The organism is Psychrobacter sp. ANT_H56B (assembly GCF_008369245.1).
GTDB classification, from domain to species: domain Bacteria; phylum Pseudomonadota; class Gammaproteobacteria; order Pseudomonadales; family Moraxellaceae; genus Psychrobacter; species Psychrobacter cryohalolentis.
In genome coordinates this window covers 552,526-571,736 of the sequence record NZ_VOBF01000001.1, presented here as the reverse complement: position 1 = coordinate 571,736, position 19,211 = coordinate 552,526, and the positions used below count along the sequence as shown (strand labels likewise).

The 19,211-nt window shown below is 42.4% G+C and carries 10 protein-coding genes; 6 read left to right on the top strand and 4 right to left on the bottom strand.

The window, feature by feature from the left end:
• Window positions 1-178: 178 nt before the first annotated feature.
• The 3 genes from FQ082_RS02300 to FQ082_RS02290 form a co-directional block, all read right to left on the bottom strand.
• Window positions 179-1,333 carry a tetratricopeptide repeat protein gene (locus tag FQ082_RS02300; protein WP_149491885.1) on the bottom strand — a complete coding sequence of 385 codons (1,155 nt, stop codon included), beginning with the start codon at window positions 1,331-1,333 and terminating at the stop codon, window positions 179-181.
• A 235-nt stretch (window positions 1,334-1,568) separates the two neighbouring features.
• A complete protein-coding gene (gene coq7 / locus FQ082_RS02295) occupies window positions 1,569-2,207 on the bottom strand; it encodes a 2-polyprenyl-3-methyl-6-methoxy-1,4-benzoquinone monooxygenase (protein ID WP_262498134.1) in 639 nt (212 codons plus the stop codon).
• A 205-nt stretch (window positions 2,208-2,412) separates the two neighbouring features.
• Window positions 2,413-3,753 (bottom strand): MFS transporter, encoded by a 1,341-nt coding sequence (locus FQ082_RS02290; protein ID WP_149491883.1) that lies wholly within the window; start codon window positions 3,751-3,753, stop codon window positions 2,413-2,415.
• Window positions 3,754-4,224: 471 nt separating this feature from the next.
• On the opposite strand from FQ082_RS02290, the gene FQ082_RS02285 reads away from it, so the two are divergent.
• Together FQ082_RS02285 and FQ082_RS02280 are read left to right on the top strand one after the other, a co-directional pair.
• Window positions 4,225-7,584: an autotransporter assembly complex protein TamA gene (locus FQ082_RS02285; RefSeq protein WP_262498125.1), complete on the top strand. Its 3,360-nt coding sequence runs from the start codon at window positions 4,225-4,227 to the stop codon at window positions 7,582-7,584.
• 80 nt (window positions 7,585-7,664) lie between these two features.
• Window positions 7,665-12,659 (top strand): translocation/assembly module TamB domain-containing protein, encoded by a 4,995-nt coding sequence (locus FQ082_RS02280; RefSeq protein WP_149491881.1) that lies wholly within the window; start codon window positions 7,665-7,667, stop codon window positions 12,657-12,659.
• Window positions 12,660-12,828: 169 nt separating this feature from the next.
• Here FQ082_RS02280 and hemP read toward each other — a convergent pair whose 3' ends face one another.
• Window positions 12,829-12,993, bottom strand: coding sequence for a hemin uptake protein HemP (gene hemP / locus FQ082_RS02275; protein ID WP_149491880.1), 165 nt, complete (start codon window positions 12,991-12,993; stop codon window positions 12,829-12,831).
• 213 nt (window positions 12,994-13,206) lie between these two features.
• On the opposite strand from hemP, the gene FQ082_RS02270 reads away from it, so the two are divergent.
• The 4 genes from FQ082_RS02270 to cgtA all read left to right on the top strand — a co-directional run bounded on the left by FQ082_RS02270 (window position 13,207) and on the right by cgtA (window position 19,183).
• On the top strand, window positions 13,207-14,289 hold the full coding sequence (locus FQ082_RS02270; RefSeq protein ID WP_149491879.1) for an NUDIX domain-containing protein: 1,083 nt from the start codon (window positions 13,207-13,209) through the stop codon (window positions 14,287-14,289).
• Between the two features lie 498 nt (window positions 14,290-14,787).
• The gene (locus tag FQ082_RS02265) at window positions 14,788-15,894 is read left to right on the top strand and encodes a lipocalin family protein (RefSeq protein ID WP_149491878.1); all 1,107 of its coding nucleotides are present in this window, start codon (window positions 14,788-14,790) and stop codon (window positions 15,892-15,894) included.
• Window positions 15,895-16,239: 345 nt separating this feature from the next.
• Window positions 16,240-17,685, top strand: a complete 1,446-nt coding sequence (locus FQ082_RS02260) for a glyceraldehyde-3-phosphate dehydrogenase (protein ID WP_149491877.1) — start codon at window positions 16,240-16,242, stop codon at window positions 17,683-17,685.
• A gap of 280 nt (window positions 17,686-17,965) precedes the next feature.
• Window positions 17,966-19,183, top strand: coding sequence for an Obg family GTPase CgtA (gene cgtA, locus FQ082_RS02255; protein ID WP_011514008.1), 1,218 nt, complete (start codon window positions 17,966-17,968; stop codon window positions 19,181-19,183).
• Window positions 19,184-19,211 lie beyond the last annotated feature (28 nt).

Here is a 19,211-nt window from a genome sequence, read left to right as displayed (position 1 = left end):
CGTGATGACATTTTATTTGACATTTATAATATGCGTTTATATTGGGTACAAAAAAGCGCCTTAGTTTTATATCGTTAATTTCTCAATATAAAAAAAGGCGCTAGATTTTTAATTTTTAACTATGTTTATCTAATATTGATGACGTATTTGTCATACATCATCTTTATAAGGTTTTGATTTACATATTTGGTTTGATATTTGATGCTGGTATATCCCAAATATAAAACTTACCGTCTTCGATTAGCTTGATTTGCTGACGGATAACCGTATTGTCTGGGACTTTCTGCTCTAAACGACGCAAACGCTCTAGCGCTTTTTCACGGCGATCACTCAAAACATCCGATTGTGCCAAGCTTTGCTCTGCTTCGGTATAACCTAAGCTAACCGCTTGATCAAGATACTTTTGACCTTCTTTAAAACCACCACCTTCTGAGAGCATCATGCCATATATAAAGTTGGCTTCGCCGCTATCCGGTTTGATTTTGATGGCACGGTCAATATATTGCCCACCACGTACCGTATATTCTGACCCTAAGTCTAAGTTACGTCCCATACCATTGAGCTTAGCAGCACGCAGTAACACATCGTAAGAAGCCTTAGGCGATTTGGCATAAGGTTCAATCCAGTCAGTTAGTACTTTGATTTTTTCACGAGCGTAATGACGCTGGGTGCGGTTAGGGAAGTTTGGTGGATAATGGCGTGCATATGGTGATGTGTCTTTAATAAAATCATCGAGTAGACTGACATCCAATTTATCTGTACCAAGCCCGGTTTGCTGCGCTATCAAGATAGTAGGTACAAAGCTGATGTCTGAAAGTTGCACTTGCGGCGTTGGAATGTTTGACAGCTGACCACCACGTAAATCGATACCCGTGGCAACCATCGGTCCACGCTCATAAACCCGTGTTGTCCCTGTAAGCTCATTATTCTGATTGGTTTGAATGGCTTGATTTTGGATAGTATTTTGAGGCGCACGAGTGGGAGTGGGCTGTGTATTGTTTATTTGAGTATTAGTAACTTGGGCACTGCTTTGTTGATTAGCGTTGATATTTGCTTGAGCACTCACTTGTGCTGCAGTACTTGTTGCCACTTCTGGTTGAACAGTGATTGCTGCCTGAGTAGCACCGACAGCTGCATTAGGTCTAGCAAGACGAATCACTCGTTTGCTTGAGTCAATCGCGCTCGGTACAGAAGTAGTTGCAGTCGCTGAAGCATCAATTTCGGCAGCATTCACAGGCGCAGATAACATCATGGCACAAGCTGCGGCCAATGCGGTTAAAGTCGCAAACTTAGGCGATCTTTGAGAGTGGGTCGGTTGACTGATGGCGTTCATAAAGATAGTTACCTTATTTAATCGTTGTTTTGTCTATTTGGTCGTTATTGATAAATCCATTGCTTAATAGCTGCTTGATATATGCTAGACATTGACGTTGTACTCATATAGTTACGGCAAAATCGTACAATTTTTTATACCCTAGCAAATTAATCTCAATACGAACAGTAGTAGGAGTGTTAAAAGTCATTACTGAGGCATTTTTTGCTGCCCTGTGTTTGTCAAAGTAAATCAATTAAAAATGATAAGCCGTGGCTTTCATGCGGTTTGCCATCCAGCGCATGGTATGACGCATGAATGGCGACAATGCAGCGCCACCATTGGCAAGTGCCAACTCACGATGATGTAATTCCTCGCTATCCATTTGTGTCAATATCTCTTTTGAGCGCTGATCTTGCGGTGGTAATTGTCCAATATGATCTTGCAGATGTTCGCTAACTTGTGCTTCTGTTTCAGCGACAAACCCCAAACTAAACTCGTTAGAGATGGCGCCTGCTACTGCGCCGAGACCAAAAGACATGCCATACCATAAAGGTGTAAACACACTTGGATGACTACCAAGCTCGCTTAGACGCGTCTCACACCAGACCAGATGGTCGACTTCTTCTTCGGCAGATTGCTGCATGGCTTGTTTGACACTATTATCTTTTGCCGTAAATGCTTGCCCATGATACAGCCCTTGCGCGCATACTTCTCCGGTATGATTGATACGCATCAGCCCTGCAACGTGCCGCGATTCTGTAATACTCAGCTCAGGAATCTCATCACTACTCACAGGCAGAGGGCGAGTACTCGGATTAGAATGCGGTACGACTGCTCGCAATGCCTTGTCTACCCCAAGCAGTAATTGATCGATTTTAGATAAGGAACGCAAAGCCATGATTCACTCCTGATGGCATTATTTATTATAAATGACGGGCTGCTATGAGCCTTTTAGAACGCTGCAACGGCCACTATTTAATCTTATAGCTTACTATAGCAAACAACATCAATGGTCGGCATCATAATAATGAGGCTTTCAGCAATCGATTTATAATGACAGTTGTCATTAATACTGTTGATTCAAATTCTCAAACCCTTTAATCATGTCTGTTTAACTGATCATCATGAGTTTGTATGCTGGCATGCTTAATATGTTTATTTAGCTTGGTATATAAAAATACCCCAAAGGCAATATTGAGCAAGCCCGTGACTAAGAACAACTGCGGTAGTGACATACCCAAGCTATTTAAGACAACGATAGAGAAGATAGCAGAGCCAACCATAAATATGGCATTGAAAATATTATTGGCACCAACAATACGTGCACGATGGCTTTTGGGTGCATACGCCTGCATAGACGCATATAAAGGGACGATATATAAGCCGCCACTAAAGCCCAAAAAGAATAAATCGACAAAGACGCGCCAGCTGCCAGAGATAGCGAATAATCCGCTCACTCCGATTAACGTCTCAGTATTCCCATCAATCGACAATCCTGATAGCGAAAAATACAAGTCGATAGCAAAGATACTCAAACCAGCGATACCAAAGGGTAATAACCGTAAGCTGACCTGATTCTTGGTAAGCCTTTTGCATAATAATGAGCCGATAGAGACACCGACTGAGAATAAAGTCAGCAGGAAAATTACCACTGATTCATCGCCATGAAGAATGACTTTGCTGAATTCAGGTGTTTGGGTCAAAAAAGTCGCGCCATAAAACCAAAACCAGCTGTTGCCCAAGATAACGAAGAACAAAAACCGTAAGGAATATAAATAACGTACCGTTGACACACTGGTGGTAAAGATATTCCAATTAATCTTCAAATCAGGCTGCATCGCTGGCATGGTGGGTATAGATCGGGCGGCGAAATAACCTAATATCGCAACGACTAATACGGTCAGACTAATCCAATATAGCGGCTGTGGCACTTGGGTTAAGACGCCAGCGATAATCATACCAAGTAATATCGCTAATGACGTACCCATTTGAAACAGACCATTGGCACCGACCAACTCATCTTCTTGCATCGCCTGTGGTAAGTAGGCATATTTGATGGGTCCAAAAAAGGTAGATTGTGTGCCCATTAAAAACAACGCGACAAATAAGAGTGCGTACCACTCAAACACAAAGCCCACTGCCGCAATCACCATAATGGACAGCTCAAGCAGCTTGGTTAAGCGGGTCAATTTAGACTTTTCAAACTTGTCAGCGATTTGCCCTGCCAGCGCCGAAAATAGAAAATACGGCAAAATAAATAACATGGCCGCCAAGTTATTTAAAATACTAACCTCAACACCAAGCTGGCTCGCCGCCGTGTAAGTCAAGACTAATATCAGCGCTTGCTTAAAAATATTGTCATTAAATGCTCCCAAAAATTGGGTAAAAAACATGGCGTTAAAACGGCGACGCTTAAATAATTGAAACTGATTGGCCATGAAAATTCCTACAAATGGGTGAAGACAAGTAAAAGTAAAGCAAGACGGAGAAGATAGTCATTAATACTAGGGTAATTATCAACGCTATCAAAAACTTAACTAAATATGGCATAGGTTTTATCAATGTTAAGCCGTATAATAGCAAGGCTTTGGCAAAAATACATACGTCCAATGCTATGATTTCATAATTAACTAAGTTATGATTTGTAAATTTTAGCCGACTAAATCCTAATAAAGTGGCCAATAGCAAAGGTTTACCGATGCTTAAATGGTCTGATGTAAGTAATTTTTTATATACTAATTACATAGTAATGCTTCAATCGTAGGCTAAATAGTCAAACAAAAAGTAAAGCTGCAAGTTAAAAAATTGTTTTAGCTCATTATAATTGTTGTCATCACTGTATTTACCGCCAAGACTTAGCAGTCGTCAGCGTCAGCAACCTTGCACTGCGTGAGGGAATAGGAATGAATATGAAACATCAGCCTTCAACGCCAGTGCATAACGTACCTGTTAAGTTGCCTGACCTCTTAGGTTGCCAAAATAGCTCAATCAAATCTAGTGCTACTATTAGTGCTAACGACACTCCGCGTCTTTATTTTACCCGCACAGCGCTTTTTAGTGCATTGACCACCAGCTTGGTCGGTTTTGGCTGTAGTCTTGCCCCTGCTGCTTTTGCCGCTACTACTGATTCAAATAATAGCGCTATAAGCAGCCAGATAACAGCAAAAACTGTTACAGCAGCGTCACCGAAAACCGCCAAAGCAGCGATTTCTGATGATGACCGTCAGTTGGATATGGCGTTAGATGCGCTGCGCCTAAAAAAAGCGGTCGAGCAAGGTATTATTGAGCAATCGGTATTGGATGACTATAGTGAGCAAACGTTAGGTATTAAGAATCCAAACGCGAAAAATTCAGCTGGCAAGACTAACAGTAATGTTACTCCAGAAAATGCCAATAGCTTTAATAATGATTTCGAGGATGCGCAAAATTTTGATACAAATCAAGATCTAGAGCAGCAAGCAGCAGCGATACAGCAGCAGGGCTATCAGATGATGACGCCTGAAGAAATTGATCGTGAGCTTGCGGCGATGGACAGGCAAAACGCGCAAGATATCGATAGGATTGGCACTAGTAATAATAGTGGTTTTGATGCACCTGTCGCCACTTTAGACGATCGTACGCCGCCGATTGGGCTGGATGTGGAATTAGACGCGACCAATCTGCCGACACCCAGTAATTTAGACACATTAGGCATCAATGAAAGCATTGCTGAGCGAGCTGAGACTGCAGAGATCATGGCGCGTCCTATTACGGTTAGCGATGCTGTCAGCAGTGGTAATGCCAGTGAGGTGATGGATAACGATATTTTAGCCAACGTCAATCAATCAAAGAATACAGAAAACTCGATCAATCCTGATGACTATTTGCCAGATTATCAAAACGATACCGAAGCCGTTAGCGAAAGTATCGAGCAAGCCAAAACGCCGAGTCCAATGGCGCGCAACAAAGGCAATATTGTCAAGCGTCTCTATAATCGATTGTTTAATTCAGGCTCACTGGCGCTACCACACGTAGATACTACGATTTACTTACAACAAGCCGCAGCTAACAATAGCAATGCTGTCAATACCAAGCCGATACTAGTCAAAGCTGATGACAATGTGCAGCCTATTAAGAATATCAAGGCGGCCCTTGATGATACCACTGTGCAGTCTGTCGTTGATTTTACAGCGGCATTACCGCGTTTACGTCAAACCGCATTAGATGCTGCAAAAGCAGTTGGTTACTATGATGTGACTTTGCGTCTAAGCCAGCCTTATACAGACACGATCGATGTCATTATTGAAAAGCTGGGTGAACCCGTACGTGTCGATAGCCGGATTGTCGACATTCGCGGTGCAGGCAGTGAGCAAAAAGAGTTCGCTGAGCTTCAAAAAGATCTGCCACCAAAAGAAGGCGATATCTTTAACCACCGCGTCTATAAAGACAGTAAATCTGCCCTTGAGTCGCTCAGTAATACTTACGGTTACTTTGATCAATATTGGTTAAATAAATCCGTCGATATTATCTTGCCTGATAACACAGCAGATGTTTCACTGGTTTACAATACTGGCGATCGCTATGAGTTTGATGAAGTGGTATTTTTTACCTATGATAGAGAATCAGGGACACTGACCCGTGATCCTGCAAAACTGCCCGTTGAATTATCATTGTTAAGGCAGTTATTTGACTTTAAAGAAGGCGATCCTTTTTATCGTCCCGCTGTCACCAAATTCAGTAACGATTTATCGGCGACCCGTTATTTTAATACCATCAACGTTGAGTCGATTTTGCCGCCAGATGAGCGCACACAAAGTGCTACTTTGGCCTTTGATAACTCACCAAATGTAGATAATTTTATTGAAACAATGGATGACGAATTAAACAATGCTTCTGATGTTAATGCGCGCCAAATAGAAGGTGTTAGTAATGACGGCGAGCTTTATGCCAATAGCGGAGAGAAAGTAAATGCGGCTGACATTGCTGCTATCGAATTTGAAGCCGATGAAGAGACGCTTGAGAAGCTGCAGGCGATTAAGCAAAAAGCAGAACGCTTAAGCCGTCTGCCAAATGATCGGGTATTGGATGAAAAAGACCAAGATTCAAACAGTATTTTAGGTAAAATCAGTGATGCTATCAGCGACATTGCACAAAAGATATTCCCGGATGAGAAAAGTATATTGGCGGATGAGAACTTCGTACCACCAACATTGGCAGGGCGTAAAACACCGCAAGAAGTGTTAGAGAGTAAGAAAGTACCCCTATACGTGTTTGTGGCGGCAAATAAACCGCGTGATGCTCAGGTGGGTATTGGTTATGGTACCGATACGGGTGTCCGCGCAACCGCGAAAATAGATTATAATCTGCTCAATCGTAAAGGCTATCAGGCAGGACTTGAGACAGAAGTTTCGAGAATTACTAAAAATGTCGGTGTCTATGCTAGCAGGCCTTGGAAACACCCTTTGAATGATAAGCTTGAAGCAAGTTTGACTTATGAGGAAGAGGCGATTAATCAAGGTGAAGGCAATTTTGATTTGTCTACCAAAACCCTAAAAGGGTCGCTAGCGCGTAATATCCGCCGTGAAACGGGTTGGAATCGCAGCTACTCTCTGCGCTACCGTTTAGATGAGTTAGAAACGGGTATTGATGATGAAGCGCAGTTAAACGATCTTCCTATTCGCTTTACGTCTTCACAGCCTAGACAGCAAGCATTATTACTTGGTTATGGTATCAGTAAGACAGATGTAGATAGTGTCACCAATCCCACTAGCGGTATCCGCCAATACTATTCGATTGAAGCGGGTGCTGATAAAGCGCTTAGCGATACCAATCTAGCAATTGCTCGCGCTGGCGTCAGCGGTATTTATAGCTTTGGTGCTGATGACAAGCATCAAGTGCTTGGCAGTATCAATACTGGTTATATTTGGGCAGATGACTTTGATGAGGTGCCTTATAAGCTGCGCTTCTTTGCTGGTGGTGACCAAAGTATCCGTGGTTATGACTATGAAAGCTTATCGCCACTAGATAAAGGCTATCTGACCGGTGGACAAATCCTCGCGGTTGGTAGTGCAGAATATAACTATGAGTTTAAACCCGGCTTTCGCGGTGCTGTTTTTACTGACATTGGTAATGCTTATGACAAAGATTTTGAGACAGATACCAAAGTTGGTGTCGGCGTTGGTATCCGCTGGGCGTCACCTGTTGGCGTGGTGCGCGTCGATGTTGCAGCTGGTGTGACAGAAGAGAGTATTCCAGTCAGGTTGCATCTGTTTATTGGCTCTCCTTTATAAAAGTATATAAACAAAACCGTTGTCTTTTTATTATTATTCTAGCGATTGCTGGTAATCATTCTTTAACGTAGTTGAGTGTCATGTCGACCAAAAATACCCTGCCTAATAAGCCATTAGATGAAGATCCAGCACAACGAGATGCCCGCGCCGTAAGACGTTGGTATCCTTTGTCTTTTGTGCTCAAATTGCTGGTACTGATTCTTATCGTGCTAGCGATTATGTTTGCTATCTTCTTATATGCGGCGGGTACTGAGTCAGGCACTAAGTTTATCTTAGAGAAAATCAGTGCAGAAACAGGTATTGAGTTCAAATACGGTAGCGGCAATCTGCGCGAAGGTCTATGGCTCACTGATATCGATATTGTTGCCAATGAAGATCTTGAGATATTGGTAGATAAAGCTTACGTTAAAATAGGCTGGCGCGCCGTCTTTGCCAAAGAAGTACATTTGCGTGATGCGGATATACAAACCATTGAAATTATCAATAAAAAACCACCAACAGGTGAGGCATTCGATTATAGAACCTTAAGCTTACCGGTTAATCTACGTTTTGATTATGCAAAAGTAAAAACCATCATTTATAAGCAAGTAACTCGTGACCCCATTGTTGTGCATGATATTGAAGCTCGCGATTTGACGTGGGTTGGCAGTATGGTGACGGTTGGTCGCGGTAGTTTGCAATATGGCGATATTGTTAAAGTCAGTGCATTAGAGGGTCATGCCAATTTGCAAGGCGACTATCCTTTAGATTTGAGTGCCATTGTAGAGGTCAGTGCTTTAGAAAAAGCCTATATTGATCCCTTGAATATCACCGCAACAGGCACGTTAAAGCGCACCGTTGGCAAGGTTATTAGCCGCTACAATGATAGTGCGGTTAGCGGCGACTTTGTAGTGCAGGGATTGGATCCTGATGCACCGTTTCAAGCAAAACTTGAATGGGATGACATTCTGGTTCCTTATGCGGACCGTCAAAACATTCACTTAAAGAGTGGCATCGCGACTGCATCAGGTGTTATCTCAGAGATACGCCTACGTATCAACACTGAATTGACCGCTAAAGACATTCCTTCAGGACATTACCAAGGACGCGCCATTCTTGCCAATCGTCAGCTACGTGTTGATCGCCTAGATGCAGATGTGGCCGCTGGCAACTTGATATTGCAAGGTATCTTGGATTGGAACAGCAGCTTTGATGCAAAGATAAGAGCGAGCGGCAGTAATTTTGATGTACGACGCGTCATTCCTAAACAATATACGGACTTTAAAGTATATGCCCCGCAAAAGTTAAACGGGCGCTTATCCGTTCATTATCAGCATAAAAATACTGCTGGTAATATGGAAATGGATGTCGCATTACGTCAGCGTGATGGCGAGCAAGTCAATGCCAATATTGTCCGTGGAAAAACCTCAGCCAAATCTAAACAAGTTGCCCCTTTGTATATTGATGCAAAATGGCAGAATCTTGTGCGTAAAAATATCCCTAATATCGGCAACATCAATAGCCCTAGTGGGCAAGCAAAGGTGATTGTTCGCGGCTCAAATCTTTCTGTCGATGGCAAAGCCATTATTAATGAGCTGAATGCAGCGCCTAAAGGTAACTACGATGTAAGGCTTCGTAAGGCTGGCAATATCATTGATATCAACCGCCTAAACTATAAAGGCGTAGTGGGCGATTTGTCAGGGACAGGTCAGATTCAATTAGCCACTAAAAAACGTCCGCTTACTTGGCAGATTGATGCACGTACTAATGGCTTATTGCCCAAGCAATACCGCAGTGATATACCGCTTGAGCGCCTAACTGGGCGTATCAGTGCCCGCGGACGATTGCTGAATATCACTAAAAACCGTGTCAAAGGTCAGCGGCATATTATTAGTTTCAATAATACCGCTTTGCAGGCGCAGTTGGATGCCACGCAAAAAGGTCGTGCTATCGGCATTACTGGCGGCGGCGATGCCAGTGTTGATATTATCGGCGGTAAGCTATCGGTCTTTGATGCACGTTTTGATGGTCAAATTGACACGGCTGATGTACCAAAAGGTCGTTTATCAATCGATGCCGCTGGTACGCCAAATCTGATCAGTGTTCGCAAGTTAAATTATAATGGCGAAGCAGGTGCGGTCAAAGCCAAGGGTGTCATCGACCTAAGAAAGAATATCGGCTGGACGCTAGATGGGCGCTTTGATAAGTTTAATTTGGGTTATTTCTTGCCCAATAATGCCGCCATTATTACTGGTGATTTAAAAACCACTGGCGAGTGGCAAAGTCCGCCAAAGAATAATACTAAGGCAAAAGGCGTACTGAAAAACTTCGTTGTAAACTTTGATGGTGTCTTAGACGCTGAGCAATTGCCAGCAGGTAAACTGACTATTGATGCCAGTGGTAATGCACAGCTCATTCGCATCAAGCGTTTCCGACATGTGGGCGCAGCAGGCAGTATTGATGCTAAAGGCACCGTTGATGTGCGCCAAGGTCTTGCTTGGGATATTGATGCGGTCATGGATCGCTTTAATTTGGGTTATTTCTTCAAAGACATACCGAGTACGATTACCGGCACTATTGATACCAGTGGACGTTGGGGCGATACCCAACAGACGATTAATATCAAGCAAGTGAATTTGAATGGGATGCTAAAGGGTCAACCGCTTAGCGCCAAAGGCAGCTTGACAGCCAAACTACATCTACCAAAAGACTTGGCAAGCTATTTTCAACGTTTGCAGAAGCAAGATGCGCAGGCACAATATAAGCAAGTGAACGCTTTGATCGAAAGCTTAAATGCCAATAATTTAGTACTGCGTTGGGGCAATAATTACATCACTGCCAATGGTAATGCCAAACAGCTACAAGCCAAAATCAATATCACAAGCCTTGACCAGCTCTCAGACAAGCTTGGTGGTAAAGTCTCTGGCGGTGCTACCTTGTCACAGCCAGCAGGACAAGCATTGCCGACGATTTATGTTGATTTGGTTGGTGAGCGTATTACGCTACCAGGCTTTATATTACGTCAAGGTCGCATACGCGGTAAACTGGTTAACTTGGCAAACAGTCCAAGCCAGTTTATTATCACTGCCGAAGGCTTAGAAGCGGCGGGGCAAAATTTTAAAAACTTTAATGCAACCTTTAATGGTACTGAACAAGCTCACATAGTTGATTTTGATCTGCTTAATGAGAAGCTCAGTATCTCAGCAAGGCTTAAGGGTGGTTTTAATCGAGATAAGCTCAGCTGGTCAGGTGTTATTGGCAAGGGTCAAGTTAAGTCCAAATATGCAACCTTAAACCAATTGCAGCCAGCGCAGCTGATTGTTAATTTGCCTAAGAAGCAAGGTAAAAATAGCACAGAGCTAAAAGTACAGCTGGCGGCACATTGTTGGCAGGCGACTGACCAAACAGGAAAGCTCTGCTTACGTGAAAACCTTATTGCTTCAGCTGCTGGTGGTCAAGTTGATTTGGCGATACAAAAACTAGATACCTCGCTATTTTCAGCATTTTTACCAAAAGATATCGATTGGCATGGCAAGATTAACGGTAAAGCGATTGTTGGCTGGCAACGTGGTCGTCCACCAACGATTAATACCACGCTGTATTCTGACAACGGTAAAATTGGCTTGATTCAAGATGGTGATAGCTTGCCTGTCACCTTACCTTACAAGCGCATCTCGCTCATTGCGGTGTCTGTACCAAATGGTCTAAAAATACGCTCAGATATCAATACGGGTGATGGTGCTCGTGGTTATGCAGAAGTGATCGTTGATCCATATAAGACGCCCAAACCTATATCAGGTGCGCTGGTGCTCAATGAGCTTAATTTGGCTATTTTTAAACCTTTCTTCCCTGGTATGCGCGTGCTCGAAGGCAACATCACTATGGCAGGCGGTTTGGGCGGCACACTGGATAAGCCACAGTTTTATGGCGATGTGAAGTTAGCGAATGGTCGCATGGCGATGCTTGATTTGCCGGTCAATTTGACCAAAGTGAATGCCACTGCCAAAATCCGTGGTACTCAAGCAACGATCGATGGTAGGTTCAATAGTGGTACAGGGAAAGGGACGGTTGCTGGTACTGTCAATTGGCAGCAAAAGCTACAGGCTAAGCTGAGTATAGATGGTAAAGGTTTGATATTGACCCAGCCGCCATTATTGGTGGCGAGTGTTGATCCTGATATCGATATTATCGTGCGTCCTTCCGATCGCTACGTCAATATCACTGGGGCAGTCAGTGTGCCATCAGCGACCATTCGTCCGCCAGAGGCCAGTGAAGATATTATTACTCAGACCGAAGACGCTGTCGTACTTGATCGTCGTCTTATCGGCAATATTGATGAGGTTTTAGCTATCTCAAAACCTTGGTCAATCAATGCTGATATCGGTATCGATTTGGGTAATGACATCAACTTCCGTGGTTTTGGTGCCGTGATTCCTCTAGCAGGTGCCATTCATGTTACGCAAAGCGGTACAGGCATCATGCGTGCAAAAGGGGTGGTACAGGTCTCACGTCGTACCAATATTAATGCTTTTGGTCAAAACCTAGAGCTTAACTATGGTCAAGTGCGCTTTAACGGCGATGTGATGAAACCGAGTTTAAGTATCGAAGCGGTCAAAAATATCAGTGGTAAAACAGTCGGTGTCCGTGTCAAAGGTAATACTGAAAGCCCTAATATCATCGTTTTCAATAATGCGGGGCTTACGCAGCAGCAAGCAATGAATGCCTTGGTCACGGGTCGTATTAATAATCAAAGCGCCACTCAAATCAGTGAGCAAGGCTTTAAATCTCAAGTCACCAATAACTTAGCGGCCGCTGGACTCAGCTTTGGGCTGAGCGGCACACGTAATTTGACCAATCAAATCGGTCAAGCGTTTGGCTTCCAAAGCTTAACGGTTGATGCTTCAGGCAGCAGTGAAGATACCAACGTCAATGTCACCGGTTATGTGACCCCTGACTTATATATCCGCTATGGTGTGGGCGTTTTTAATGCGCAGAACAGCTTGTCGATACGTTACCAGTTGACCCGCCGTATCTATGTAGAGGCAACGTCAGCAGCAGAAAATGCCGTGGATGTGGTTTATAGTTGGCAGTTCTAAAGGTTGTACTTAGATATCTACCCTCATATTTGCTGTGACTTTAATAGATGGGCAGCTGGGCAGATTAGTTGACCGGAAGTGACGGCTTATAAAGTAATCTATCAACACTATTTGATCAAATAAAAAACGCCTTTATAAAAAGGCGTTTTTTTATGAGCATTAAGAGAATTTATTTGGTTAAAATTAATCGATTATTACGTGTTAAGCGTAGGCGATATTCTTCGCCTTCATGTTCAATACGTACTTCCTTAGTCAAAGCAAACAAGTGCTGTGATTGTAAAGTAGGTAGACGGTTTTCACGGAAGTTCAAATAACGAGAGATAACAAGACTCATGGTAAATTCCTTTTGATAGCAAAGTAGCAAATATTCAAAACAATAAATACTAATAGAATATAATTTATTAACGATAATAATTATCATTTAGATTGAATGATTTTGCAAGCAAATTTATAAAATAAATAACAGCGATTATGTAAACTTATCTAACCGTTTTTTTCATTCGAACAATCTTAGCCATCAATCTCAGTAGCATTAAAGGAAAATAAGATGACAGTCGAACAAAGTAACTCTATAAAAAACACTTCAATAACGACAGTCAATGTAGCGGTTGCCGTTATTCATTATAAGGATCAATATCTACTAGGATTTAGAGCGGCTTCTCAGCATCAAGGCAACCGTTATGAGTTTGTAGGCGGAAAGATAGACGCTCATGAAACAGCAAAACAAGGGCTGATACGAGAAGTTGCTGAAGAGACAGGCATCAATATTGCTAATAATACGGCAGTTAAACTGGGTCGATTGCATCATGACTATGGTGATAAGCAGGTCTGCTTACAGGTCTACCGTATTGAAGTGACTGCACAACAATATGCGCAATATAAAAATCTCAGCTATGGACTAGAAGGACAAAAGCTAACATGGGTAGAGAAGGCCGAGCTGCTAGCAGGACATTATGACTTGCCTGCTGCCAATAAGACGATTCTTGCATGGTTACAATTACCAATGCAGATAACAGTTACTCATCCATTATCGCATTTTGATGCTGCCTCTAATCCTATGGCAGCATGGTTACAGTATCATCATGAGCATATAACGGCTGGTGCTTGGGTTTATATGCGAACAAAAGCAGCAGGGACAGAAAACAGTATCAAGCAGCTATTACAACTACGTCCTGATATTCAAGCGATTACTCCTGACCACTTAGATATGGACAAAGCAGACAATGTAGAAGCAAATAATCAAATAATAGCAAGTCATTTAACACAGATACAGCTTATGCAATGGTCAAGCGGAGTAGCTAAGGAGCCCATGTCTTACTCTGCCTTGTCTACAAGCTTGCCATTAATCGTTAGTTGTCATGATGTAGATAGCATCAATGCTGCAAATCAACTGGCGTATATTCGATTACAGCAGCAGTTGCCACCCGTTATCGGTATTTTCTTGGCACCTGTTGAGTGTACCCAAACCCATCCTGATACACCGGCATTAGGATGGGAGGCGTGGTCAAATTTAGCAAAATTAGCGGATATGCCAGTTATCGGTTTAGGTGGACTATCGCCTATGATGTATAAACAAGCCGTACTACATGGAGGCGTTGCTGTTGCTGGAATTCGCCAGTTTTTAAAATAGTTTTTGGTACTATTGTTACCCGCATTTTTATAACAATTTTGGGCATCAAGCTGCCATTTGAACACCGCTAAAACCAGAGCATGATAGGTCAAATAAAAAAATTCTCAGAGGAAAAATAGCACTAGATAAGTAATTGATTTGAATATTCTTTATCGGTTAATAAAAATGTAACTTCCCATATCTTATAAACAGAATTACTTACAAACAGTTGCGTTTTCCTACATTGCTACACTGTTTTGATTAGGGATTTGCCATTACTATGAATCATTAATTATCGAAGGGCGCTAAATCAAGCTTTTATAGACTTATTAATTGTTAAGACTTTTAATGACTACGATGTTAAAAGTAATAGCCAATTTAACTTCCATTCATTTTTTGTTGTAGGGCCAGTGGGTGAAAATCGTTTTGTGCCGCTCTTATAAATAACAATGGTATGAATAAATGTCTATAAGTAAATAGATCGCTCCTAATAATCACTGTTAATAAAATGGTATCCCTATGAAAACCAATAAGTTACCGAAGTCAGTATGGTCTGATTCTGAGGCAGCTGGTTCTCAATCACCGCATACTGACCAGCTACCTAAGTATCAGATGAATAAAGATCAGGCAACACCAGCAGGTAATATTGACCGTGCCAGTAATGACGCCAGCTATAATAATGTAGGTTTTAGTGAAGAATATTTAGAAACTCTGGCACAAGATATGTCACAACAAACCAGCTTTTTTGATTATAAATGTGTCAAAAAAACTCATGTAAGTGTACTTAACTCTAATTTAATTGATAACAGCACCTTTAACGCCAGTACAGCTGAAGTTGATTGTATTAAGACAAGTATCTTCAAAGAATTTGAGCAATCCATAGTCGAGCCACCTCACATCATATCTCCTAAAAACGCAGCAAGCGTTGCAGAGATACCAGAGCGTATATTTATGAATGGTCTTATTAAGCATACTGGAATAGCCTTAGCTATTATCATACCGTTAGCAGCATTTTCTGCTTATGCAGCGACACCGTCTATGACTCAAGCGGTTGCTAGCAAGCACATGACCAATGTAACGGCAGAGGTGCTCACGGTTAAACCTAGCAGTATTATTCATAAATCTGCTAGTACACCGACTACGGTAGATAGCGTTGATCTCAATAAATATGCTGGTACTTGGTATGAGATCGGTCGTTTGCCGATGTATTTTCAGCGCAACTGTGCCAGCGATGTGACGGCTAACTATGTTGAAAAAACTGATGGTTCAGGTATCAAAGTTATCAATCAGTGTAAGGCTGAAGATGGCTCGAACATTATTGCTGAAGGCTTAGCAAAACCTGCTGATGCGACAGGAAGCAAACTAAAAGTTACCTTTTTGCCATCGTGGATTCGTTGGTTACCGGTAGGGCGAGCTGACTATTGGGTACTGGCACGTGATCCAGATTATAAAACTGCTCTGGTTGGCACACCTGATAAAAAGTATTTATGGCTGCTGGCTCGTTCGCCAAACGTAAGCCAAGAAACTTATGCCAAATACCGTCAAATTGCCCAGCAACAGGGTTATGATTTGAAAGAATTTAAATTAACGTCGCAGAGTAAGCAGACGGTGGATTTGATTCCATAAAAGTCTGATAATGGTTTATATTGCCTTTATTTATCATGGCTCTTGTATTTATCATTGTTTAAGTGGATTGATAATAAGGCAGCATAATATGCTGCCTTTATCGTAATAACCCGTTTTATTATGCTAAATCGGTAGTCATCAAATAGCTTATGACTCATACAAATTTGTTATCACTAGCAAAATAAGGCGTTTTAAGCTAAAATCTAGCTTATCTACAGACTCCTATGATAATAATCGATGACAGCAGTCGTCTGTTAGCATATCTGAGTGAGTACATAGACTGTATATACCCTATTCAATAATATTTCTTCCTATTTTACTGATTCCCCAATACTGACCATAAGGATGTTTCTCGTGAGTAACGCTGATACCTTACGCCAATTACATCAAGACCATTTGAGCAACTATAACACCCAAGAGCAACAAGCGATTGAGCTCATGGGGCTATTGAACAAGCTCTACAATGAGCAAGATGTGCAAGTGACTTTATTCGGTGATACGCTAGATAGCAATTCCGTGGGTCAAATATTGGCGCTGCATCAAAAAGTTGCTTTGCGTGATCAAGGTGCTCATGCGATTGATATCGCTGATACTTTAGCGATGGTTAAAGTGTTAGCAGAGAATAAAAATCTGCCAGCTGTCCGTATTGATGTTGGTCAGCTAATCTCTAATGACAGTGATATCCAATCGGCATTACAGTCTGTTGATAATACTAAAGCGGCTATCAATGGCGCAGCAGATGTGGTGCTATATGGTTTTGGTCGTATCGGTCGTATCCTAACTCGTTTATTGTTATCGCAAGCCTCAAGTGCCAAGGGCATGCAGCTAAAAGCCATCGTAGTACGTCCCGCAGCAGCAGGCGACTTGGCTAAGCGTGCGTCATTGCTAGAGCGCGATTCGATTCACGGTAGTTTTGCAGGCGGCGTGATTGTTGACGATGAAAACAATGGTTTGATCATTAATGGTCGCTTTGTGCAAGTTATCTATGCCAAAGACCCAAGCGAGATTGATTATACGGCTTATGGTATTAACGATGCACTGGTCATTGATAATACGGGTATCTGGAAAGATGAGGCTGGTCTTGGTAAGCATTTACAATCGACTGGTGTGAAAAAAGTGCTATTAACGGCACCTGCTGGCGGCGAAATTAAAAACGTCGTATATGGCGTTAATAATAATACGGTCGGCGATGACACTATCGTTAGTGCGGCGAGCTGTACTACTAACGCGATTACCCCAACGTTAAAAGTATTAAATGATGAGTACGGTATCGAAAATGGGCATGTTGAAACCATTCATTCGTTTACCAATGATCAAAATTTAATTGATAATTATCATAAAGCAGATCGCCGTGGTCGTAGTGCGGTATTGAACATGGTTATCACCAGTACTGGTGCAGCAAAGGCAGTCGGGAAAGCGCTACCAGAGCTGAGTGGTAAATTGACGGGCAATGCCATCCGTGTACCGACACCAAACGTTAGCTTAGCGATTTTGAATTTAAATCTTAAAACTGCGCCAGCTAGTGCTGATGCGTTAAATGAGTTTATGCGCAAAATTTCAAATAGTAGCCAGTGGCAAACACAAATAGCTTACACGGATTCTACAGAAGCGGTATCAACGGATTTTGTCGGTGATACACATGTAGGTATCGTTGATGCCCAAGCGACTATTTTGACGGATAATCATGCTATCGTTTATATTTGGTATGACAACGAAGTTGGTTATAGCACGCAAGTATTACGTTTGGCAACGCAAATGGCAGGTATCAGTTATGCGCAGATTCCAGCTTAATACGTTTGTATAGCAGCAATGACTCGGTCATAATGCTTTGATTCAAAGAGTAGAGCGATGGTCATTAGTTATATAAACAAACGGATATGGTTTTAGCGGTAATATCTACAGCACCCGATAGTCCGATTGGTCATCGGGTGTTATTGTCATGAATAAAGCAATGATGTAGAGCAATATTGACGAAAGTCTGCCATTTTTTTAAAAGATAACTATAGGCAAAAGAAGCGGTCTATGACTGTCATTAAGCTTATAAACTAGAGTGTAAATAAAGGAAAGTAAGATGCGATTTATTGATGAAGCCGTCGTAACGGTAAAAGCAGGTGACGGTGGTAACGGAATCGCCAGTTTTCGCCGAGAAAAATATGTCCCGCGCGGTGGTCCTGATGGTGGTGATGGTGGTAAGGGTGGCGATGTTTATGTCATTGCAGAGGATAATACCAACACCCTAGTTGACTATCGTTATACCCGTCGTCATGACGCTATGCGTGCTGAGAACGGTCATAGTAGAAACTGTTCAGGCAAAGGCTCTGATGATCTTTTCTTACCAGTGCCTATTGGTACGACGGTTGTTGATACCGAGACAGATGAAGTATTGGGTGATTTGATTGAAATTGGTCAGACTTTACTGATTGCCAAAGGCGGCGATGGTGGTTTGGGTAATACCCATTTCAAAAGCTCTACCAACCAAGCGCCGCGTAAAGCGACGTCAGGTTTTGAAGGTGAACTAAAAGTTCTTAAGTTTGAGCTAAAAGTAGTGGCTGATGTTGGCTTAATTGGTTTACCTAACGCAGGAAAATCGACCTTTATCCGCCAAGTTTCTGCTGCTAGACCAAAAGTAGCTGACTATCCATTTACCACGCTGGTTCCTAATCTGGGTGTGGTTGATATTGGTCGTCATCGTTCCTTTGTTATGGCCGATATTCCAGGCTTGATCGAAGGTGCCTCAGAAGGTGCGGGACTTGGTATTCGCTTTTTAAAGCATGTCGCTCGTACGCGTCGTCTGTTACACTTGGTTGATATCAAGCCTATCGATGGCAGCGACCCGGTCGAAAACGCTCGCGTTATCTTAAATGAGCTTGAGCGTTTTTCACCTGAACTGGCCAATTTGCCACAGATTTTGGTATTAAACAAAATCGATCAAGTGCCTGAAGAAGAGTTAAATGAGCTTTGTACCCATATTGTGGCAGAGCTTGGCTGGACAGGTATCGTTTTCCGTACCGCCACCTTAACAGGTGAGGGTGTCGATGCTATCAAGTACCACTTGATGAATGAGATCGAGCGTGAACGCGAACGTGAAATCGAAGATCCTATCTTTGCTGATGCACAAAAAGCGCGATTTGAGCGTCTAGAGGCAGAAGTTCGTCTAAACACTGAAGCCCAGCGTGAAGCGTATCGTGCTGCTCGTAAAGCGGCGCGTGAAGGTACGGATTTGTCGGATGACGATTTTGATGATAGCGATGACGATGATGATGGCGTCGAAGTAGTTTACGCTCCTTAATCTGATTGGTCTTTGCACATATTTTTTA